This window comes from Streptomyces sp. NPDC096310, assembly GCF_044763125.1.
Classification (GTDB): Bacteria; Actinomycetota; Actinomycetes; order Streptomycetales; family Streptomycetaceae; genus Streptomyces.
In genome coordinates, this window is the sequence record NZ_JBIWFO010000016.1 from 61,446 (window position 1) to 83,493 (window position 22,048).

The window sequence follows — 22,048 nt, forward strand, 5'->3', positions numbered from 1 at the left end:
TGAGAGCGCTCTCAGACTCTCTGTTCCACCCCCACTGGAATCCACCTCCCTCCTAAGGAGGAAGAGCGTGCCTGCGCTACCGAAGGTACTGACTTACCTGGCCGCATCCGTGGTCTTCGCGACGGCGTTCACGGCGGCCGGCCCCGCGCCCGCCGCCACCGCCGACGCGCACGCCGCGGCCGCGCCGTCGGCCGAAGCCGCCGTCCCCGAGACCATCCCGCTCACCATCAAGAACAGTTCCGCGCGCGGCGATCAGGTCTACATCTACAACATCGGAACGCAGCTCTCCACGGGCCGGCAGGGCTGGGCGGACGCGAACGGTACGTTCCACCCCTGGCCCACCGGAGGCAATCCGCCCACCCCGGCGCCGGACGCGTCGATCGCCGGGCCCGCCAACGGTCAGTCGATGACGATCCGGATGCCGCAGTTCTCCGGCCGGGTCTACTTCTCTTACGGTCAGAAGCTCGTCTTCAAGCTGACCACAGGCGGTCTCGTACAGCCCGCCGTGCAGAACCCGTCCGACCCGAACCGCAACATCCTCTTCAACTGGACCGAGTACACGCTCAACGGCAGCGGACTCTGGATCAACAGCACACAGGTCGACATGTTCTCGGCCCCGTACGCCGTGGGCGTCAAACTGCCGAACGGTACGACGAAGAACACCGGCCACCTCAAGCCGGGCGGCTACAACGGCTTCTACAGCTCTCTGCGGGCCCAGCCGGGCGGCTGGGCCAACCTCATCCAGACGCGCTCCGACGGCACCGTTCTGCGCGCTCTCGCGCCCGGTCACGGCATCGGGGCAGGCACACTGCCGGCATCCGTCATGGACGACTACATCAACCGTGTGTGGAGCAAGTACTCCTCCTCCACCCTGACGGTGACTCCGTTCACGGACCAGCCGAACACCAAGTACTTCGGGAGCGTCTCCGGCAACGTCATGAACTTCACCAACACGTCGGGCGCTATTGTCACCTCGTTCCAGAAGCCTGACGCGGACAGCGTCTTCGGCTGCTACAAGCTCCTGGACGCCCCGAACGACGCCGTACGCGGCCCGATCTCGCGCACCCTGTGCGCGGGCTACAACCGTTCCACCCTCCTGACGAACGCCAACCAGCCCGACACAAGTGCGGCCGGCTTCTACCAGGACTCGGTGACCAACCACTACGCCCGGAAGATCCACGCCCAGATGGCGGACGGCAAGGCGTACGCCTTCGCATTCGACGATGTCGGCAACCACGAGTCGCTGGTGACCGACAGCAACCCCCAGGAGGCGTTCATCACCCTCGATCCGTTCAGCTAAGAAGCAGGAGACAGGGCCCGGATTGGTTCCCCGGCCCAAGGGCCGGGGAACAGCGGGCGCTCTCTTCCGGAGCGGTAAAGGACGGTCGAGCTTCGCCCCGCCATCAGCACGCCGGAACGCGCTGAACGCCTCGTGGAACACCGGGAAGGTCTTCCGTACGCAGCCCGGGTCGTCGTAGGCCATCCCGGGCGCGCAGCGCGGTGACGGCGAAGGACATGACGATACGGTGATCCACAATGCGGTGATCACCTTGAGTGGCGATCTCCACCACGCGCGGCGTACCGGGGGCGGATCTCGATCCTGTCCGGCCCTCGCGGCCGTAACGCCCAGTCGGCGCAGGTTCCGGGCACACCGCCAGACGGTCGCACTCCTTCACCCCGGGTATTTGGCGACGTCTTCGCTCCGTACGGGGCCGGGAGGTCGTGGCACCGTCGCGGAAGTAGGCATCGGCGTCGGCTGCGGCGCGGGGCCTGACGGGCGGCCCTCGATCGGAGACGGGCCATCTGCGCACCGCACAGGGCCAGGCCACGTGCGCTCCGTACGAGCTTCTGTCACGCACGCACTGTACGGAGCCGCCCACGGCGCGCCGAGGAGATCGCCCGGCGCCCCAGCCCACCCTCCAACCCCGCCCACCTCCGCTGCCCCGGTGACGGCCCGCGACGCCCCGTACGGTGCGTCTCAACGGCTCAACGGCTCAACGGATCGGGCGGTGCACGTTCTCCCGTTCTGACGGGCCCGGTGTCGCGTCCGCGATCCAGGGGCCCTCGCCGCTCGGATCGACGATGCCTTCCTCCAGCCAGGCGTACGTACCCGACAGGACGCCGTTCACGACCTTGTGGTCCAGGTCGTCAGTATTGGACCAGAGCCTCGTGAAAAGCGCCTCGACGCGGATCCGGGCCTGCTTGCAGAAGACATCTGCCAGTTGGTACGCCTCGCGGCCGTGGTCACCGCTTGTACGCAGCAGTTCGGCCCGTACACACGCGGCGCTCATCGCGAACAGCTCCGCACCGATGTCGACGATCCGGCCGAGAAAGCCCTGTTTGGTCTCCATGCGCCCCTGCCAGCGCGACATGGCGTAGAAGGTGGAGCGGGCGAGTTTACGGGCGGTGCGCTCGACGTAACGCAGATGCGACGACAGGTCCGGGTGTCCGGCCGGGTGGAACGCCGCGTACGAACTGGGCAGTTGTCCCGGCCCGGCCACCAGCTTCGGCAGCCAGCGCGCGTAGAACTTCCCCGCCTGTGCTCCCGCCCTGGCCTTGTCCTGGAAGGACTTGTCGGGATCGATGATGTCGCCGGCCACCGCGAGATGGGCGTCGACGGCCTCGCGTGCGATCAGCAGGTGCATGATCTCCGTGGAGCCCTCGAAGATCCGGTTGATGCGCAGGTCACGGAGCATCTGTTCGGCGGGTACGGCGCGTTCGCCGCGGGCCGCCAGGGAGTCAGCCGTCTCGAAGCCCCGGCCGCCGCGGATCTGGACGAGTTCGTCCGCCATCAGCCAGGCCATCTCGGAACCGTACAGTTTGGCGAGTGCGGCCTCGATCCTGATGTCGTTGCGGTCCTCGTCGGCCATCTGGGAAGAGAGGTCGACGACCGCCTCCAGCGCGAAGGTGGTGGCCGCGATGAACGAGATCTTCGTCGCCACTGCTTCGTGGCGGGCGACCGGCTTGCCCCACTGCTCGCGCGCGGACGACCACTCGCGGGCGATCTTCAGACACCATTTGCCCGCACCCACGCACATCGCGGGCAGCGAGAGACGCCCCGTGTTGAGCGTGGTGAGCGCGATCTTGAGACCTGCTCCTTCGGGGCCGATACGGTTCGCGGCGGGGACTCGGACCTGGTGGAAGCGGGTGACACCGTTCTCCAGGCCGCGCAGACCCATGAAGGCGTTGCGGTTCTCGACGGTGATGCCGGGGGAGCTCGCCTCGACGACAAACGCGGTGATGCCGCCCTTACGGCCCTCCTCCTTGGGAACCCGGGCCATCACCACGAGCAGGTCGGCGACGACGCCGTTGGTGGTCCACAGCTTCACGCCGTCAAGAACGTACGCGTCGCCGTCGGGGACGGCCGTCGTGGCCAGCCTGGCGGGGTCGGAACCCACGTCGGGCTCGGTGAGCAGGAACGCCGAGATGTCGCTGCGGGCCAGGCGCGGCAGGAAGAGGTCCTTCTGCTCCTGCGTGCCGAAGATCTTGAGCGGCTGCGGTACGCCGATCGACTGATGGGCCGAGAGCAGCGCCCCGACAGCGGGGCTGGCGGTGCCGATAAGCTCCAGGGCCTTGTTGTAGTACACCTGGGTGAGGCCGAGCCCGCCGTACTTGGTGTCGATCTTCATGCCGAGAGCGCCCAGTTCCTTGAGGCCGTTGATCACCTCGTCGGGAATCCGGGCGTCGCGTTCGATCAGCGCACCGTCGACGTATGTCTCGCAGAACGCGCGCAGCTTCGCGAGGAACTCCTCGCCGCGCCTGACGTCCTCGGGTGCCGGCATGGGGTGCGGATGGATGAGGTCGAGCCGGAAGCGGCCGAGGAACATCTCCTTCGCGAAGCTGGGCTTGCGCCAGCCTTGCTCACGGGCGGCTTCGGCGACCCGCCGTGCCTCCCGTTCGGAGACCTTGGGCTTTCCCTGCGCTCCCCGTGATTCTTGTGGTTTCCGTGGTTCCTGTGGCGTGGACGCTGCTGAGGGTGCGGATGGGGCGGACATGAGGAACTCACCTCGCCGCGGAGTCGGGGCCATGGGCGGTGCCTGGCGGTGCGGGCCGGTACGCGGCAGTGCGGGACGGTGCCCACCTACCGGTGACGGTGTCGATTTACCGACTGTTGCTACTCGTCCGTATCTACCCGATTCCTACCGCACGCACCAGTCGTGGAACGGACCGTTTCGGCCCCCCGTGCGTGAACCGTCGAACCGTCGCCCTCTAGCACCCCCATTACCGCCCCGTACCGCGCCGTCGTGCTCTCCTGCGCGAGCCGTGTCGGAATGTACGGCAGCGGCCGGGGCCCGCTGCTGGAGGCTCCGGCCGCTGCCGTCGGTGGTGCGTGCGCTCCGTACGGCGCCCTGCCCGCCCAGTGCGGGGCGTACGGGGCGTACGGGGCGGGCGGGGCGAGGCGTGTGGAGGCCCCGTAGGCGGGGTCTACAGGTCCAGACCCGTGAGTACGAGGACGCGCTCGTACGTGTAGTCGTCCATCGCATACCGCACGCCCTCGCGGCCCACTCCGGACTGCTTGGCGCCCCCGTACGGCATCTGGTCGGCGCGGTACGACGGGACGTCGCCGACGACCACGCCGCCGACCTCCAGAGCTCGGTGGGCGCGGAACGCGGCCTTCAGGTCATGGGTGAAGACGCCGGCCTGAAGGCCGTACTTGGAGTCGTTCACCCGCTCGAACGCCTCCCTCTCGCTCTCGACGCGGCGGAGGGTGAGAACGGGGCCGAAGACCTCCTCGCAGGCGAGGGTGGTGTCCTCGGGGACATCCGCGAGGATGGTGGGCGCGTAGCTCGCCCCGTAGCGCTTGCCGCCCGTGAGGAGCTGCGCGCCGGCCCGTACGGCCTCGTCGACCCACGACTCGACGCGCTTCGCGGCGTCCTCGCTGACGAGGGGACCCACGTCGGTGGCGTCGTCCCCGGGGTCACCCGTGACCTGGGCCTCGACGGCAGCGACGATGCGGGGCACGAGGCGTGCGTACACCGTGGCGTCCGCGATCACGCGCTGCACGGAGATGCAGGACTGGCCGCCCTGGTAGTTCGAGAACGTGGCGATCCGCGCCGCGGCCCAGTCGAGGTCCTGGTCGCTCGCGTAGTCCGCCAGGACGACGGCCGCGCCGTTGCCGCCGAGTTCGAGGGTGCAGTGCTTGCGCGGGACGGAGTCCATGATCGCATAGCCGACCTTGTCGGAACCGGTGAAGGAGATCACCGGCAGTCGCTCGTCCTGCACGAGTGCGGGCATCCGGTCGTTGGGCACCGGCAGCACGGACCAGGCGCCGGCGGGTAGGTCGGTCTCCGCGAGCAGCTCACCGATGAGGAGGCCGGAGAGCGGCGTCGCCGGGGCGGGCTTGAGGACGATCGGGGCGCCGGCGGCGATGGCCGGGGCGATCTTGTGGGCGCAGAGGTTGAGCGGGAAGTTGAACGGCGCGATACCGAGGACGACGCCGCGGGGGAAGCGACGGGTCAGGGCGAGGCGGCCGGTGCCGCCCGCGTCGGTGTCGAGCCGCTGCGCGTCGCCGGCATTGAAACGGCGGGCCTCCTCGGCAGCGAACCGGAAGACGGATACGGCGCGGCCGACCTCGCCTCGGGCCCACTTCAGGGGCTTGCCGTTCTCGGCGGAGATCAGCCGGGCGACCTCTTCGGTGCGCTCGACGAGGCGGCGCGAGACGTGGTCGAGGGCGGCGGCCCGTACGTGCGCGGGCGTCGCGGCGAACTCGTCGACCACCGCGTGCGCGGCGGCGACGGCTTCCTCGACCTGCGCGTCGGTCGGCAGGGCGATGGTTCCGACGAGGCGGCCGTCCCAGGGGGAGGTGACGTCGAGGGTGTCTTCGCCGGTGGCCTGGCGGCCGGCGAGCCAGAAAGCGTGGGTGGAAGTCATTGCGAGTCCGGGCCCTTCCGAGGAGACGGCGTGTCCATCCCACGGTAGAGGTGCGGAGGCGCGAGACGGATTGTCCGCAGTGGAGTGATGCGGACGAGGCTGTGCTACGCAATGTCATACGCGGGATTGGGTCGAAACGGGCCGACCGGGGCGAGGCCGCATGCCGACGGGGGAGAGGGAAAGGCGCGACGACACGGAGCCCGCTTGCCCTGTCGCGGCGTACGGGGCGTGGCGATGCGAAGCGGCGGCCTATAGGGGCGCGGAAGCGGGTGGGACCGGCCCCGTACGGGGCTACGACCGCGCCCGGGGCAGGCGCCCCGGCGCGAGTCCTGGGCGCGCCCGCCTCGCCCGACGTCTGTCGGTGAGGCTGTTCGGTCCGGCGTCCCGCCATCCTGGCGCCGTACACGCCCCGTACGACGCGCACCCGCGCTCCCCGCCCCTCCCGGGTGTGGCTCATCCCTGACCATTCATTCCCCTACCTCTAATCCGGCTGATCCGGCTGATCCGGAGTCTCCGGGGCTTCCGCCGCCGAAGGGGCGGGCAGTGTCGGTGCCGCCGTGGTCTTCAGCGCCAGCCACAGCTCCATCCGCACGTCCGGGTCGTCCAGTGAACGGCCGAGGATCTCCTCCACCCTCCGCATGCGGTAACGGAGCGTATGGCGATGCACCCCCAGGTCGGCGGCAGCGGCGTCCCACTGGCCGTGGCGGGACAGCCAGGCCCGCAGCGACGCCACCAGATCGCCGCGCCCCTTGGCGTCGTGGTCACGCAACGCCCGCAGCATCCCCTCCGCGAAGGCCCGCACCGCGTCGTCCGCCAGAAGGGGCAGGATCGACCCCGCCGCGAGTTCCTCGTGCTCGACGAGCGCCATGCCGCGCCGCCGGGCCACCGACAGCGCCTGTTCGGCCTGCTTATAGGCGCCGGCTGCCGCGATCGGCCCTGTAGGAGCCGAGAGACCGACGACAACGCCTGTCTCCTGCGCCTCCAGCAGTGCGTACCGCGACATGGAGGCGACCACGGCGCCGCCGTCGGAGGCCACCGCGGCGAGCCGGTACTCACCGTCCGGGACCACGAGCACCGGCTCACCCGCACGTGAGGCCACCGCCTCGATGGCGTCCGTCAACACCTGGAGCGGATGGTCCGTCTCTGCGCACTCCTGGGCGGCGGCGCCTGCGGAACTCGGCGTGGATTCCGCGATCAGCAGCCGGAACGGGGCGTCGAGCAGGCCTCCGTACAGGTCCCCCGCCACCATCCGAGCGTGGTCCGGCTGCCCGGACAGCAACATGCGCAGCACGGCGGCGCCCAGCCGCTGCTCGGCCGCCTGAAGGGCTCGTGAACGCTCCGTCGTCAGCGTCAGCAACGCGACCGCGGAGTGCACCGCGTACCGCTCCGCGGTGCCCAGTGCCGCCCCCGTACCGACCGCGAGGGCGCCGCGGACGCGTCGGCCCGTGCCCAGCGACTGGAGTTCGACGCGGTCTTCCGCGTCCCCGGACGTGTCGCCGGTGCCCGCCCCTCCGACCACCGCACTCGTGGGTGCGGGGCGCTCGCCCAATCGCTCGACCTCTGCCGTCAGCCGCGCCGCACGCCGCGCCGCCCACTCGGGCGCCGCGGCGACGACGGCGCCGGACGCGTCGTACAGCGCCGCCCAGCCGTCCACGTGCGCCGCGAGCCGTTCCAGCAGCGCGGCGGGCCCCTGGGAGAGCGCCGCGCGGGTCAGCTCGCGCTGGACCTCGAACCCCGCGGTCACGGCGCGGTACTGGTCGGCGGCGAGCGCCGCCGAGACCGCCTTGCTGATGGCAAGGAAGGGGGTACGCCGCGGCACGGCCAGCAAGGGCAGCCCCACCTCCCGCGCCGCTCCCACCAGCGCCTCGGGGATGTCCTCGTAGTTGACACCGACGGCGAAGCCGAGCCCGGCGACCCCTGCGTCCGCCAGCCGCCGTACGTACCGCCGCATGGCGCCGGGGTCCGCGGCGTCCAGCGTCGTCGCCGTGATGAGGAGCAGTTCGCCGCCCTCCATGTACGGGACAGGGTCGGGCAGCTCGCTGGCGTGGACCCAGCGGACGGGCGTGCTCAACCGGTCCTCCCCCGCGTGGACGGTGAGGTGGAGCGCCGAGTGCTGGACGAGCGAGGCGAGGGTGGGCGGCATGGTGGAACCGTAGGGCCTTAGGCAGCGGAGGGGCAGGGCGACAGACACAGGCCGATCAGGCGGCGGAGCGTGCTGTGGCCCCGACACGGGGCCACACAACCATTTGCCGTCTTGTAGCAACGGCATATCCCGATTCTGCCAGTCTGTACGAAGGGCGGGCGTCCCGATGACCGTGGACCGCCCCGCTCTGTGCGCGCCGTTCCGCCTCGTACGGTCAGTCCCGGTCAGTTCTGTTCATTCCCGGTCAGTCCCGCAGGTCGACCAGGAGGGGTGGCGCGTGCTCGCCACTCACCGTCCGCAGCGACAGGACCGCGTGGCCCGCCGGCACCGAGTGCGCCAGTTCGGAGGCCGACCAGCGCTCCCGCTCGACCTTCCGTACGGTAACGGCGTCCGTGGTCACAGCCTTCCCGGTGACCAGCTTGCGGAAGGCGTGGATGGCCCGGGTCAGCGGCTGGTCCGCGAAGACCGTGCGCTGCGTGACGTCGCGCGTCTCCACCCATTCGGTGCCCCACGCCTCCGCGAAGCGCTTGCCGTCCCAGGTGGTGATACCGGAGAAGGCCATCCGGCAGCCCACGGCGCCGAGCAGCGCGGTGTGCAGCGCCTCGGGCACGTCGTCGAGGGTACGCAGAGTGAGTACGGCACCCGCGTTGACCGACCGGAGGCGCTGCACGCCGCGCAAGGTCTCGGGGGTGAGCGTGCGTGTCGCATCGTCCAGCACGAGGCAGGCGAAGAGCGACCGGTCGGCCCGGGTCGCGGCGCTCGCCGTGAACTGGGTGAGAACGATCCTCGCCAGCATCCGCGACGCCTCGGCGTGCCCGCGCTCGGGCAGGTCGATGCGGACGCGCAGCGGGTGCTCCAGTGCGCGCAGGGAGAACGGCCGGGTTTTGCCACTGGTGTCGAAGAAGCCCGCGAAGGCGGGCCGGTCGAGCAGCGCGACCCGGTCGGCGAGTGCCCGCCCCGGATCGCCGGGCGCGCCGGACTGCCGTTCGCGGGCGTCGAGCTCGCGCCGCATGGCAACGTGCCCCTCGGCGTCCAGGGTCTCCCGCAGGACGGCGAGTGCCGCGGGCTCGTCGTCGAGCAGCTCGCGCAGCTCCGGTACGGCGGGCAGCCGGCCATACGCGGCACGGAACGGCCCCAGGAGCTGCGCGAGGGCCGTGGAGGCCCGCCGGCTGTCGGTGTCCGCCAGATCGCCCACGAGGCCCTCAGCGAGGACGACAGCGGCCTCGTCGGGGTCGTTGGCGCCGCCGTACAGGTCAAGGTCGTACACCGAGTCGGGATCGCCGAGCCTGACGACGACGTCGTACGCGCTGTCCGGCCCGAGCTGGGTGCCGGTGGCGCAGACGGCGATGACGGCGGCCTGCCCGGCGAGCGCCTGGAGCGACAGCGACTCGACGACGGGGCGTACCAGGGCGTGCGTTTTCCCGGCGCCGGGCGGGCCGACAGCGAGCAGCGAGGTTCCCAGCAGACCCGGGTCCAGCGCGAGACCCGTTCCCCTGCGGGCGTACGGGTTGCGTGCGCCGTCGTGGACGGTGCCGAGCCTGACCTGCCGTACGAGCAGATCGTGCCGGGCGGCGCGGACGGGCAAATCGCGCTTGCCCGAGGGATGGACACATGCGCCCGCGCCGTCGCCCCGTACGGCCTCGCCGAAGGCCGTCAGGCGCGAGGGATCGGCCCGTACGGAACGCCAGGCGCGGCGGATCCGGGCGTAGTCGACGTCGTTCATCCGCCCGCTCCTTATCTCGGAGGCGAGGCGCGCGGCGATATCGTTCTGCCCCGCTGTGCGCAGTTCGGGCCACCCTGCGAGATCGTCCTCGGGCTCCGGGGGCGCTGGGGCGGCCTCCTTGGGAGTCGCACCGGGGCCACGGCCGACGACGCGCCGCGCCAGTTCGGGCCAGCGGCCGAGGCGGCCGAAGAGGAAGAGCATTCCGCCAATGACCAGGGCGTAGTAGATGTCCTGGGCAACGGCGCCCTCAACCGTGCCGATCCACCAGCGGTCCGGTGTGAAGAGATACAGCGGCCAGAGCCAGAAGCCCCCCAGATAGCCGTTCCACAGCAGCGACCAGAGCAACAGACCGGCCAGCAACGAGATCAGCGCCCCGCTCACGAGTTGCCGCAGCGGTGTCAGCTCCGGTTCTTCGGCGGGCCGGGCCCGGTGGCCGTACGTCCAGGTTCCCGGCGCGTCCGGGCGCCGTGGAACGCGCAGCCACTCCGCCAGGGTCGGCCCGGAGCGCGGCGCGTGCCCCGGCGCGGGGGGCGCGGCCGGTTCGAGCGGTGCTGAGGACGGCATGGGCGGCGGCCCCGCCGGGCGCGGCACGGGGTTGGCGTGTGTGCCCCGTGCGTCGTGTGTGCCGTCGCTGTCCATGTGAACTCCTGCCCCCTGCGCAGTCCGCCCTGTTGTACCCGCTCAATGTATTGCCACCGCCGGGCGTTGAGCGGGTGGCCCACCGCCACGGTGCTGCCCACGGGGCGCCGTCGTTCGCGCTTCTGCGCCGTACGGGGCGGCACCCCGTACGGCGCAGAAGCAGGTCGCTATGTCCGCCGCGGACAACGACACGCCCCTCACCACTCCCGATCGGAGCATGCCCGCTTTCCTCTGTCACCCCTAGCCTGCGGAGAAAGACCCGGAATACCCCCAGGAGCCCCTCATGACCGCCATTCCGCAGGAGCGCCGCGTCGTCACCGACATCCCTGGACCCAAGTCGCGGGAGCTGCAGGCCCGCCGTACCGCCGCGGTCGCCGCGGGTGTGGGGTCCGTGCTGCCCGTCTTCGCCGCACGTGCCGGCGGCGGCATCCTTGAGGACGTGGACGGCAACCGGCTGATCGACTTCGGTTCCGGTATCGCCGTGACCTCCGTCGGCGCCAGTGCCGAGGCCGTCGTACGCCGCGCCGCCGCCCAGCTCACGGACTTCACCCACACCTGTTTCATGGTCACGCCCTACGAGGGGTACGTGGAGGTCTGTGAGCAACTCGCCGAGCTGACGCCTGGCGACCACCCCAAGAAGTCGGCTCTTTTCAACTCGGGAGCCGAGGCGGTGGAGAACGCCGTCAAGATCGCCCGCGCACACACCAAGCGCCAGGCAGTCATCGTGTTCGACCACGGCTATCACGGCCGTACAAACCTGACCATGGCACTGACCGCCAAGAACATGCCATACAAGAACGGCTTCGGGCCGTTCGCACCCGAGGTCTACCGCGTACCGGTCGCCTACGGTTACCGCTGGCCAACCGGTCCCGAGAACTGCGGCGCCGAGGCGTCCGCCCAGGCCATCGACCAGATCAGCAAGCAGGTCGGCGCCGACAACGTCGCCGCCATCATCATCGAGCCCGTACTCGGCGAGGGCGGCTTCATCGAGCCGGCGAAGGGCTTCCTGCCCGCCCTCGCACAGTTCGCCCGGGAGAACGGCATCGTGTTCGTGGCGGACGAGATCCAGTCGGGCTTCTGCCGCACCGGCCAGTGGTTCGCGTGCGAGGACGAGGGCGTCGTCCCCGACCTGATCACCACGGCGAAGGGGATCGCGGGCGGCCTGCCGCTCGCCGCCGTCACCGGCCGCGCCGAGATCATGGACGCCGCGCACGCGGGCGGCCTCGGCGGAACGTACGGCGGGAACCCGGTGGCCTGCGCCGCCGCGCTCGGCTCCATCGAGACGATGAAGGAGCTGGATCTCAACGCGAAGGCGCGCCGTATCGAGACGGTCATGAAGGACCGTCTGTCCGCCCTGCGCGAGAAGTACGACGTCATCGGCGACGTCCGGGGGCGCGGCGCGATGATCGCGGTCGAGCTCGTGAAGGACCGCGACACCAAGGAGCCGGATCCGCAGTCGACGGCGGCGCTCGCCAAGGCGTGCCATGCGGAGGGTCTGCTGGTCCTCACCTGCGGCACGTACGGCAACGTCCTGCGTTTCCTGCCTCCCCTGGTGATCGGCGAGGAACTACTGAACGAAGGCCTGGACATCGTCGAGCGGTCGCTCGCCGCCCTCTGAGTCCGGCTAATAGGGAAAGCGGGGGCCTTCGAGCCCCTCCGAGCCGCTTATAGGAGCCCTTTGCGCTCCCCGCGCCCCGTTACGCCGCGCCGCGGTGCCCCACTGTGCGGTGTGCGACGGCGCGGTGCGACCCCCATCGCACCGATCTCGCGGCGTGAGGGGGTCCATCACACCGGTGAGGGCCTGTGAAGAAGGTGTGCGAGGGCCATGGCGGGATAGGTTTCCGACTGTCGGAGCCCCCGACCCTGACGTACGGTTTTGCCAGATGAGAGAAACACCCCGTTCACAGGGAACTGCACAGGGACCTGTGGGCGACACCAATGCGGGGCATCCCCAGCGCCGCTTTGGTCGTGCCTTCGCGCACACCACTGGAGCTTCTGGCTCTGGATCTCCTCACCGATCGGATGGCCGCCCGCCCCAAACCCCCCGGGGCGTGCGGTACACCGGTCCTGGCGGCCGCCCCGGAACAACCCCCCCTGTTCCCGGGCGGCCGCCTTTTTTCTCCCCTCGCGCTCTCGCGGCCCTCACCGTGTGCGCGGTCCTCTTCGCGCTCATCACGTGGCAGACGACCGTCGGCGGGCCATTGCTCACCGTCGACGAACGGATCGGGCTCGCCGTCGCCGGCAGGGCGCCGGAAGCTCTGACGCAGTTTCTCTCCGACCTCGGCGGCATGCCCGTCGCCCTGCCCGTACTGGCTCTCGCGCTCGGCGAGGCGCTACGGCGAGGGCAGCGCGCACGGCCACTGGGGGCCGTCGTCGCGATGGCCGCCGTCCCCGCCCTGGTCGTACCGCTCAAGCTGTGGATCGACCGGCCGGGCCCGCTCACGGACGCGACCGGCTACTACCCGTCAGGGCATACGGCGACGGCGATGGTCGCGTACGGCGGCGCCGCGCTGCTTCTCGCCCCGTACGCCGGGCGGAACAGGACGCTGCCCGTCGCCGCGCTGCTCACCCTGGCGACAGGCGTGGGCCTCGTACTGCGCGGCTACCACTGGCCGCTGGACGTCCTCGGGAGTCTGGCGCTGTGCGGGATGCTGCTCCTTCTTACGGAGGCGGCGATCCGCCGATTCCGCCAGCGCCTGTCCGAACACCGACCCGAGCCCGAACGCGGCCAGGGCGCCGGTTCGCGCCGCACCGGGCACAGTGACGGCGCGGCCCGTCCCGCCGACCGGCCGCCATCCGGCTGACGCGGTGAGAGCCGGCCGGGGCCGGGACACGCTTCACTCCCCAACGCCGTCCTCCCACGCGCCCCCTCCGCGTGCCATTCCCGCCGCCGCCTCGTGCATGGCCAGCTCCAGCAGCGCCGCGTCCGTGAGGGTTCCCGCGCCATCCGGCGGAATCAGCCAGCGCACCCCGCCGTTTGCCCGGCCTGGGTACGGGACGACGATCCAGGTGCCCCGTCCGGCGCCCCGTACCCCTGTACCGATCCAGCGCGCGACCGTCCCAGGCGGCACGAAGAAACCCATCCGGGCGTCGCCGAAGTCGGCGAGCACGGGACCTGGGCGGTCGACGAGCCGGGTCAGCACATCGAGTGTCGGGTAACCGAGATCGCCCGGCAGGATCAGTACGTCCCAGCGTCGACCGGCCGGAAGGAGTGCCACCCCGTTCGGGCTGCGCTCCCATTCCCACCGGCAGGCGTCGGGATCCGGTGCCACCGATACCAGCCACTCCACCGCGCTCTTTGCCCCCGAGGCAGTCATCTGCCCGGCCTCCCATCCATGTTGTTGGACAGTCTGTCCACAAGGGGGAGGGCGGTGGGGCCGATCGATTACGCGGGTTCTGTCCACCACCTTCCGGTGATCTGACTCACAGGTTCTGATACAGGGGCGGCGAGGGGAGGGTGAAGGCGCGTCGGGGCCCGGTCGTCGCGCCGTTGTACGCGCGGAACGGCGTGCCACGCGCCGCGCCGTACCGCGCGGCTCATCGCGCCCCGCTACGGTGCACGGTGCCCCCTACCGCCCGCCCCGTACGGCGCGCACAGCCCTCGGCCCGGGCCGTGCGTCCGAGCACTGGCTCCAGCTCCCGCTCAACTGTCGAAGCCCAGCCCGAGCCGGTCCATCGTTCGCAGCCAGAGGTTGCGCCGGCCGTCGCGGGCGTCCGCGCGCGCCAGCGACCATTGGGTGAGGCCGATCCCGGCCCACGCGAATGGTTCGGGCGGGAACGGCAGTGGTTTGTCGCGGACCATGGCCAGTTCGGTGCGCTCCGTCCGCTCCCCCGCGAGGAGGTCGAGCAGCGCGTCGCTGCCGAAGCGCGTCGCGCCGACCCCCAGGCCGGTGTAGCCCGCCGCGTACGCCACCCGGCCGCCGTACGCCGTACCGAAGAACGCCGAGAACCGTGAGCACGTGTCGATCGCCCCGCCCCACGCGTGGCTGAAGCGCACACCCTCCAATTGCGGGAAGCAACGGAAGAAGTGGGCGGCGAGCGTGAAGAAGGTTTCCGGGCGCTGCTCCCTCTCGGCACGGAGCCGGCCACCGTAAGGGTAGATCGCGTCGTAACCGCCCCACAGGACACGGTGGTCGGCGATGATCCGGAAGTAGTGGAACCGGTTGGCGCTGTCCGCCAGTCCCTGGCGGTTGTGCCAACCGATCGCGCCCCGTTGCCCCACCGTCAGCGGCTCCGTCATCAAGGCGTAGTCGTAGACCGGCACGGTGTACGGGCGCGCCCTCCTGACCAGTGACGGGAAGACATTGGTGCCGAGCGCAACGCGCCGGGCGAAGATCCGTCCGGACGGGGTTCGGAGGGCCATTCCCGCGCCGTACCGGGCCAGCGCCAGGCCGCGAGTGTTCTCGTAGATCCGTACACCCAGTTCCGCGCAGGCCCGCTTGAGGCCCCAGGCGAGCCGCGCCGGGTCCAGCATGGCGACGCCTCGCCGGTCCCACACTCCGCCCAGGAAGGTCGGCGAGTCGACCTCGGCGCGTACCGCGTCGCGGTCGAGGAGTTCGAGGCCCTTGGCGCCGAGCCGTGTGCGTTCCTCGTACAGCTCGCGGAGTACGTCGAGCTGGTACGGCTCCGTGGCGACGTCGATCTCGCCGGTGCGCTCGAAAGCGCAGTCGATGCCGTACCGGGCGACGGCCGCCTCGATGGCGTCGAGGTTGCGCTCGCCCAGCTCCTCCAGTGCGCGCAGTTCGTCGGGCCAGCGGGCGAGCCCGTTGCCGAAGCCGTGAGTGAGGGAGGCCGCGCAGAAGCCTCCGTTGCGGCCTGAGGCGGCCCAGCCCACCTCCTGACCCTCAATCAGTACGACGTCGCGCTCCGGGGCGCGCTCCTTGGCGAGGAGGGCCGTCCACAGGCCGCTGTAGCCGCCACCGACGACAAGCAGGTCGCAGTGTTCGTCGCCGGTGAGCGCGGCGTGCGCCGCCGGCCGGTCCGGGGAGTCCAGCCAGTACGGTACGGGGCGCGCGCCGGCGAGGGACGCCGCGGCGACGGCGCGCACGGCGCCAGAGTTCACGGCCATGAGTTCCGGCTCCTTCTCCTTCGAACTGCTCGGGATGCGGACTTCGCCGAATCGGACCGCTGTGAAGGCGGGCGGCCCGCGGAGCCGTGTCAGATGGTCGCGGTGGTCTTCTTCCGCCGGTTGCCGACCATCTGGCCGACGACCACCGCCAGTACGGCGATGAGAAACATCGCCGTCCCGATGACGTTGATTTGCACCGGTGTGCCGCGCTGCGCGGAGCCCCAAACGAACATCGGGAAGGTCACGGTCGATCCGGCATTGAAGTTGGTGATGATGAAGTCGTCGAACGAGAGCGCGAAGGCGAGCAGCGCTCCTGCCGCGATACCAGGCGCGGCGATCGGCAGGGTGACCCGTACGAAGGTCTGCACCGGCCCCGCGTAGAGGTCGCGCGCCGCTTCTTCGAGCCGCGGGTCCATGGACATGACGCGCGCCTTGACGGCGGTCACGACGAAGCTGAGGCAGAACATGATGTGGGCGATCAGGACCGTCCAGAAGCCGAGCTGAACGCCCAGGTTGAGGAAGAGCGTCAGCAGCGACGCCGCCATCACGACCTCGGGCATCGCCATCGGCAGGAAGATCAGGGAGTTGATCGATCCGCGCGCCCGGAAGCGGTAGCGGACCAGCGCGAAGGCGATCATGGTGCCGAGGACGGTCGCACCGAGCGTCGCCCAGGCAGCGATCCGGAGCGAGAGCGACAGCGAGCCGCAGAGATCGGCGACGCCGCACGGATCGTTCCAGGCGTCCAGGGAGAACCGCTGCCACGCGTAGTTGAAGCGGCCGTTCGGCTTGTTGAAGGAGAAGACCATCACGACGACATTGGGCACGATCATGTAGCCGAGCGTCAGCAGACCCGCGATGACCACCAGGTTGCGCCGTACCCAGCGCGTCACGGCCGTGGGGCCGCCCCGTGGAGCGGCCTGCGGAACGCCCCGTAGAACGCCCCGTATCGGACTCACCGGCTCCAGCGGCCCTCCAGGGCTCCTCGGACTTCTCGGTCTTCTCTGAGTCATCAGACGAGGCCCTCCGTCCCTGCTCGGCGGATGTAGACGGTGACCATCATCAGGACGACCGCCATGAGGATGAAGGAGAGCGCGGCGGCCGTCGGATAGTCGAGAACGCGCAGGAACTGCGTCTGGATGACGCTGCCGACCATCTTGGTGTCGGTGGAGCCGAGCAGTTCGGCGTTGACGTAGTCGCCGCTCGAGGGGATGAAGGTGAGCAGCGTGCCGGAGATGACGCCGGGCATGGAGAGCGGGAACGTCACGGTGCGGAAGGTCGTCAGCGGCCTCGCGTACAGATCGCCCGCGGCCTCGTGCAACCGGCTGTCGATGCGCTCCAGCGAGGTGTAGAGCGGCAGGATCATGAAGGGCAGGAAGTTGTACGTCAGGCCACAGACCACCGCCATGGGGGTCGCCAGGACGCGGTTGCCCTCGGTCCAGCCGAGCCAACTGGTCACGTCGAGGACGTGCAGGGCGTCCAGTACGCCGACTACGGCACCCCCGTCCGCGAGGATCGTCTTCCAGGCAAGGGTGCGGATCAGGAAACTGGTGAAGAACGGGGCGATGACGAGGACCAGGAGCAGATTGCGCCAGCGGCCCGCTTTGAAGGCGATGAGATACGCGAGGGGGTAGCCGAGCAGCAGGCACAGAAGCGTCGCGGTGCCTGCGTACAGCACGGAGCGAACGTACTGCGGGTAGTACTCCTGAAGCGCGTCCGCATAGGTCTGGAAGTGCCAGGTGACCTGAAAGCCCTCTTCCAGGGAACCGGTCTGTACGGAGGTCGACGCCTGGTAGGCCATCGGCAGCGCGAAGAAGACCAGCAGCCACAGGATGCCGGGCAGGAGCAGCCAGTACGGGACGAGGCGCCTGCGCGCGGGGGATGTGCGCGGGGGCGGTCCGGGCTCGGCGGCGAACGGCGGGGCAGGCGTGGTGCGCGGCGCTTCCGTGGCGGTCACGTGTCCTCCCCTCGTGCCTTGCCGACGCGGTCGGGCGCCTGTGGCTCGGCCTGGGCCCGCTCCGTAGCGGCGTCTACGGCGCCGGTGGCACCCCCGGCGAGGCCGCCGGGTGCCGCGTCGAGGGCTCCGGTATCCGCGCCAACGCCGCGAGGAGCTCCGCGAGGAGCCGAATTGACGCCGACGTCGCCCGTTGTGCCCGCGAGGGGCGACTGCTTGGCGTCCAGGGCGAAGGTGTGCGCCGGGTTCCAGTGCAGAACGACCTCGGCGCCGGGGGCGAGTCGGCTGTCACGCTCGATGTTCTGCGCGTACACCTCCAGTGCGGGGCAGACGGCGCTCTCGATCACGTATTGCGTGGAGACGCCGATGAAGCGGGAGTCGTTGATCCGCCCGGTTATGCGGTTGCGTCGCTCGGGGATCGAGCCGGCGTCGTCGGCGTGGGTCAGGGAGATCTTCTCGGGGCGCACGCCGACCAGCAGCCTGCCGCCCCGTATGGTCGGCGCGGCGCATCGGCCACCGGGAAGCAGGAGCGTTGCGCCTCCCGTCGTGACCACCACGTCGTCGCCCCGTACCTCGGCCGTCACGGCCTCTATGAGGTTGGACGTACCGAGAAAGTTGGCGACGAAGGTGGTGCGCGGATTCTCGTAGAGGTCGGTGGGGCTGCCGAGCTGTTCGACTCCCCCCGCATTCATCACGGCGACAGTGTCGGCCATCGTCATGGCCTCCTCCTGGTCGTGAGTGACGTGGATGAAGGTGATGCCGACCTCGGACTGGATGCGCTTCAGCTCCCCCTGCATCCGGCGGCGCAGCTTGAGGTCGAGGGCGCCCAGCGGTTCGTCGAGGAGGAGTACCTGCGGATGGTTGATCAGCGCGCGGGCCACCGCGACGCGCTGCTGCTGACCGCCGGAGAGCTGGTGCGGCTTGCGCCTGGCGTGGTCGCCGAGCTGGACGAGGTCGAGCATGTCACCAACCGGCTTGCTGACGGATCTGATGCCGCGACGGCGCAACCCGAAGGCGACGTTCTCGTAGATGTCGAGATGCGGGAAAAGGGCGTAGCTCTGGAACACGGTGTTGACGGGACGCTTGTGCGGAGGAAGGCCTGTCACGTTCCTGTCGCCCAGGAAGACGGTGCCGGTGGTGGGTTCCTCCAGGCCGGCGATCACCCGCAGCGTGGTGGTCTTGCCGCAGCCCGACGCGCCGAGGAGCGCGAAGAAGGAGCCTTGCGGCACGGTGAGGTCGAGGGGCCGTACGGCGCGGAACGAGCCGTAGGTCTTGCTGATCCCGGCGAGGCGGACGTCGCCGCCGTCCCGGCTGGTGGATGCGGTCTCTGTCATGGGTCACGGTCCCGGGGAGGAGAGAGGTGGGCGAACGAGGCGTACGGCGCGGGGCCGGCGGGGCGTTGGGAGGCGACGTACAGAAGGCCGTACGAGGCAGGGCATACGGTGTGGGGTGTACGGCCGCGGGTGCGCCAGGAGCGCCGGGCACGGCGCGGCGTACGGCGCGGCCCACGGACCCCACGCGGCCATCTACGCACCTACGCACCTACGCACCTACGCACCTACGCACCGATGAGCTTGGCGAACTTCTCCTCGTACGCCGTCTCTTCCTCGGCACTGAGGGAACGGAAGGCGTGCGAGGCGGCGGCCATCGCGGCATTCGGGAGGATCAGAGTGTTGTCCGCCATCGACTTGTCGATGCCTGCCAGCTCGGCGCGCACTCCGTCGACCGGGCAGACGTAGTTGATGTACGCGGCGAGCCGCGCGGCAATCGGCGGCCGGTAGTAGTGGTCGATGAGCTGCTCGGCGTTGGTCTTGTGCCGTGCCTTGGCCGGGACCAGAAGGTTGTCGCTGGAGAGCATGTAGCCGGCCCGCGGGATGACGAACTTGATGTCCGGGTTGTCGTTCCGGAGCTGGACGATGTCCCCCGCCCAGGCGACGCACGCCGCGATGTCGCCCTTGTCGAGGTCCGCGGTGTAGTCGTTGCCTGTGAAGCGGCGTATCTGCTTCCTGTCGACGGCCTTCTGGATCCGGGCGAGGGCGGCATCGAAGTCGGCGTCTGTGAAGGCCGCCGGGTCCTTGCCGAGGTCCAGAAGGGTCATCCCGACGGTGTCGCGCATCTCGGAGAGGAAGGCCACCCGCCCCGTGAGCTTCGGATCGTCCAGGAGCTGGGAGACGGAGTCGACCGTACGCCCGCCGGTCGCCTTCGCATTGTACGCGATGACGGCGGGGATCCCTGTCCAGGGGTACGAGTAGGCGCGGCCCGGGTCCCAGTCGGGCGAGCGGAACGGAGCGGAGAGGTTGGCGAAGGCGTGCGGGAGGTGGGACGGGTCGAGTCTCTGCGCCCAGCCGAGCCTGATGATGCGGGCGGCAAGCCAGTCCGTGACGCAGATGAGGTCCCGCCCGGTGTCCTGGCCTGCGGCGAGCTGTGGCCTGACCTTGCCGAAGAACTCGACGTTGTCGTTGATGTCCGCGGTGTATGTGACCGTGATCCCGGTGCGCTTGGTGAACGCCTCCAGCGTTGGATAGTGCTTCTCGTCGTCGCTGACGTCCATGTACTCGGTCCAGTTGGAGAAGACGACGCGCTTCTCCTCGGCCGAGTGATCGGTGGAGGCGGGCCCTTCGCCCTCCCTCTTCGCGGGCGGGATGCCGCAGCCGCCCAGCGCGGCGAGCCCGCCCAGTGTGAGGGCGCCGGCGCCGGTGGCGCGCAGCATCGAGCGGCGGGTGAGGGCGCCCCGGCCGCTGGTCATGGTGCGGCGTATAGCGGCCCACTGCGCCGCGGAGGGGCGGTCGGGCTCGTACTGCTCCATCTGCTCCATGCACTCTGCCCTTCGGCTGGACGGTGACGACTGGACTGCTGGACCGTTCGGGCGGTTCGGGCGGTTCTACGGCATCGGCGGGCCTGAGGAGGCCTCCTGGGGCTCAAGGGGGCTCGAGAGGGCTTGAGGGCTCCGTAGGAGGCTGCGGCTTCGTGCGGTCTCAGGGGTGGCGACGCTGCCGGTCACCGAAGACGGTGCGATGCCCGTCCTTCCTGGCCACCGCCGTGTTGTCGTACTTCACATGTTTGAGCTGCGTGTACTCGTCGAATGAGTACGCGGACATGTCCTTGCCGAACCCGCTGCCCTTGTAGCCGCCGTGCGGCATCTCGCTGATGATCGGGATGTGGTCGTTACCCACACGCAGCCGGCTCTGGTCTCGCGGACCGCGCGGCCGGTGCGGTATACGTCGCGGCTCCAGGCGGAGGCGGCGAGACCGTACAGGGTGTCGTTGGCGAGCCGGATGCCTTCGTCGTCAGAGTCGAAGGGGAGCGCGACGAGGACGGGGCCGAAGACCTCGGACTGGACGATCTCGTTGTCCTGGGCGGCGTCCGTGACGAGTGTGGGTCGGTAAGAGGCGCCGTTCTTCCAGCCACCCCCGGGGGACTCCCCGCCGGTGACGACGCGGGCGTAGCCGCGAGCCCGGTCGACGAAGCCCGCGACGCGGTCGCGGTGGGCGTGGGAGATGAGCGGACCGAGGTCGGTCGCCTCGTCGAAGGGATCACCGAGGCGCACCGCGGCCATGAGGTCGGCGACGCCGCTGACGAAGGCGTCGTACAGCGGCCGTTGGACGTAGGCGCGGGTGGCCGCCGTACAGTCCCGGCCGCTGTTGATGAGCGACGCGGTGACGGCGCCGTGTACGGCGGCCTCGAGGTCCGCGTCATCGAAGACGAGGAACGGGGCCATGCCGCCCAGTTCGAGGTGGAGGCGCTTGACGGGGACGGCGGCGATGGCGATCGCCGCGACACGCCTCCCTACGGCGGTGGAGCCGGTGATCGACGTCATGGCGGCATCAGGGTGGCCCACAAGGCGTTCGACCGCGTCGGGGCCGGCCCCGGTGACCACATTGATCACGCTGTCGGGCAGCCCGGCCTCCTGGGCGGCGCGGGCGAACATCAGCGAGGTGAAGGGCGTGAGTTCGGCGGGCTTGAGAACGACCGTGTTGCCCGCGGCGACGGCCGGGAGGATCTTCCACGCGGCCATCTGGAGCGGATAGTTCCACGGTGCGACGGAGCCGACGATGCCGATCGGCTCGCGGCGTACGGAGGAGGTGTGGTCGCCGCTGTACTCACCGGCCGAGGCACCGTCCAGGCGGCGTGCGGCGCCCGCGAAGAAGGCCGTGTTGTCGACGGTGCCGGGAACGTCGAACTCGGTGGAGAGCTTGATCGGCTTGCCGCACTGCAACGTCTCGGCGTACGCGAAGTCGTCCGCCTGGGTGGCGAGAACGTCCGCCAGGCGATGCAGGGCGTCGGAGCGCTCGCCGGGCGTGGCGCCCGCCCAGCCGGGGAAGGCCTCGTGCGCGGCGGCAACGGCGTCGTCCACGTCGGCGGGGCCGGCCAGTTCGTACGCGTAGACGTCTTCGCCGGTCGCCGGGTTCACAACGGCGTGCAGACGTCCCGAGGTGCCCGGTCGCGACCACCCGCCGATGAACTGCGCGCCCTCCGCGAAACGGTCCCGCACCTGGAAGCGGTTGGCCATGACGCTCTCCCATGTCCGGGCCGACAGCAGCGGCCCTTGTACGAACAGTTGCGAACGGTTGTCCCGGCTTGAGTTGATGGCCGATCCTGACAGAGCACTTCCGCCTCAACAAGGGATTCCGTTGTTGCCTTTTGATTACGCGA

At 70.1% G+C, this 22,048-nt stretch carries 13 protein-coding genes and 2 pseudogenes; 3 read left to right on the forward strand and 12 right to left on the reverse strand.

Annotated features, from left to right (window positions below):
- Window positions 1–67 precede the first annotated feature (67 nt).
- Window positions 68–1,300 (forward strand): glycoside hydrolase family 64 protein, encoded by a 1,233-nt coding sequence (locus ACIQ7D_RS25775; protein WP_403941290.1) that lies wholly within the window; start codon window positions 68–70, stop codon window positions 1,298–1,300.
- Between the two features lie 114 nt (window positions 1,301–1,414).
- Here the strand turns inward: ACIQ7D_RS25775 and ACIQ7D_RS25780 are convergent.
- The 5 genes and pseudogenes from ACIQ7D_RS25780 to ACIQ7D_RS25800 all read right to left on the reverse strand — a co-directional run.
- Window positions 1,415–1,747 (reverse strand): annotated as a pseudogene (locus tag ACIQ7D_RS25780) (3-phosphoshikimate 1-carboxyvinyltransferase); the annotation flags it as partial.
- Window positions 1,748–1,994: 247 nt separating this feature from the next.
- Window positions 1,995–3,995, reverse strand: a complete 2,001-nt coding sequence (locus tag ACIQ7D_RS25785) for an acyl-CoA dehydrogenase family protein (RefSeq protein ID WP_403941292.1) — start codon at window positions 3,993–3,995, stop codon at window positions 1,995–1,997.
- 430 nt (window positions 3,996–4,425) lie between these two features.
- Window positions 4,426–5,871: an aldehyde dehydrogenase family protein gene (locus ACIQ7D_RS25790; protein ID WP_403941294.1), complete on the reverse strand. Its 1,446-nt coding sequence runs from the start codon at window positions 5,869–5,871 to the stop codon at window positions 4,426–4,428.
- 481 nt (window positions 5,872–6,352) lie between these two features.
- Window positions 6,353–8,014, reverse strand: a complete 1,662-nt coding sequence (locus tag ACIQ7D_RS25795; RefSeq protein ID WP_403941296.1) for a PucR family transcriptional regulator — start codon at window positions 8,012–8,014, stop codon at window positions 6,353–6,355.
- Window positions 8,015–8,258: 244 nt separating this feature from the next.
- On the reverse strand, window positions 8,259–10,376 hold the full coding sequence (locus ACIQ7D_RS25800) for an ATP-binding protein (protein WP_403941298.1): 2,118 nt from the start codon (window positions 10,374–10,376) through the stop codon (window positions 8,259–8,261).
- Between the two features lie 283 nt (window positions 10,377–10,659).
- Between ACIQ7D_RS25800 and gabT the strand changes: the two genes are divergently transcribed.
- Window positions 10,660–11,994, forward strand: a complete 1,335-nt coding sequence (gene gabT / locus ACIQ7D_RS25805; protein WP_403941300.1) for a 4-aminobutyrate--2-oxoglutarate transaminase — start codon at window positions 10,660–10,662, stop codon at window positions 11,992–11,994.
- A gap of 529 nt (window positions 11,995–12,523) precedes the next feature.
- On the forward strand, window positions 12,524–13,180 hold the full coding sequence (locus tag ACIQ7D_RS25810; RefSeq protein ID WP_403941302.1) for a phosphatase PAP2 family protein: 657 nt from the start codon (window positions 12,524–12,526) through the stop codon (window positions 13,178–13,180).
- 33 nt (window positions 13,181–13,213) lie between these two features.
- Here the strand turns inward: ACIQ7D_RS25810 and ACIQ7D_RS25815 are convergent, their stop codons facing one another.
- The 7 genes and pseudogenes from ACIQ7D_RS25815 to ACIQ7D_RS25845 form a co-directional block, all read right to left on the reverse strand.
- The gene (locus ACIQ7D_RS25815; protein WP_403941304.1) at window positions 13,214–13,693 is read right to left on the reverse strand and encodes a hypothetical protein; all 480 of its coding nucleotides are present in this window, start codon (window positions 13,691–13,693) and stop codon (window positions 13,214–13,216) included.
- Window positions 13,694–14,019: 326 nt separating this feature from the next.
- Complete coding sequence (locus ACIQ7D_RS25820) at window positions 14,020–15,444, reverse strand: NAD(P)/FAD-dependent oxidoreductase (protein ID WP_403941306.1); 1,425 nt, start codon at window positions 15,442–15,444, stop codon at window positions 14,020–14,022.
- Window positions 15,445–15,533: 89 nt separating this feature from the next.
- Window positions 15,534–16,274 (reverse strand): ABC transporter permease, encoded by a 741-nt coding sequence (locus tag ACIQ7D_RS25825; protein WP_403941430.1) that lies wholly within the window; start codon window positions 16,272–16,274, stop codon window positions 15,534–15,536.
- Window positions 16,275–16,453: 179 nt separating this feature from the next.
- Window positions 16,454–17,398, reverse strand: a complete 945-nt coding sequence (locus ACIQ7D_RS25830; RefSeq protein ID WP_403941308.1) for an ABC transporter permease — start codon at window positions 17,396–17,398, stop codon at window positions 16,454–16,456.
- Window positions 17,395–18,729, reverse strand: a complete 1,335-nt coding sequence (locus tag ACIQ7D_RS25835; protein WP_403941310.1) for an ABC transporter ATP-binding protein — start codon at window positions 18,727–18,729, stop codon at window positions 17,395–17,397. Before ACIQ7D_RS25835 ends, ACIQ7D_RS25830 begins: the two co-directional genes overlap by 4 nt.
- 224 nt (window positions 18,730–18,953) lie before the next feature.
- Complete coding sequence (locus ACIQ7D_RS25840) at window positions 18,954–20,201, reverse strand: spermidine/putrescine ABC transporter substrate-binding protein (protein ID WP_403941432.1); 1,248 nt, start codon at window positions 20,199–20,201, stop codon at window positions 18,954–18,956.
- 307 nt (window positions 20,202–20,508) lie between these two features.
- Window positions 20,509–21,905, reverse strand: a pseudogene (locus ACIQ7D_RS25845) (aminobutyraldehyde dehydrogenase); the annotation flags it as partial.
- Window positions 21,906–22,048: the final 143 nt, after the last annotated feature.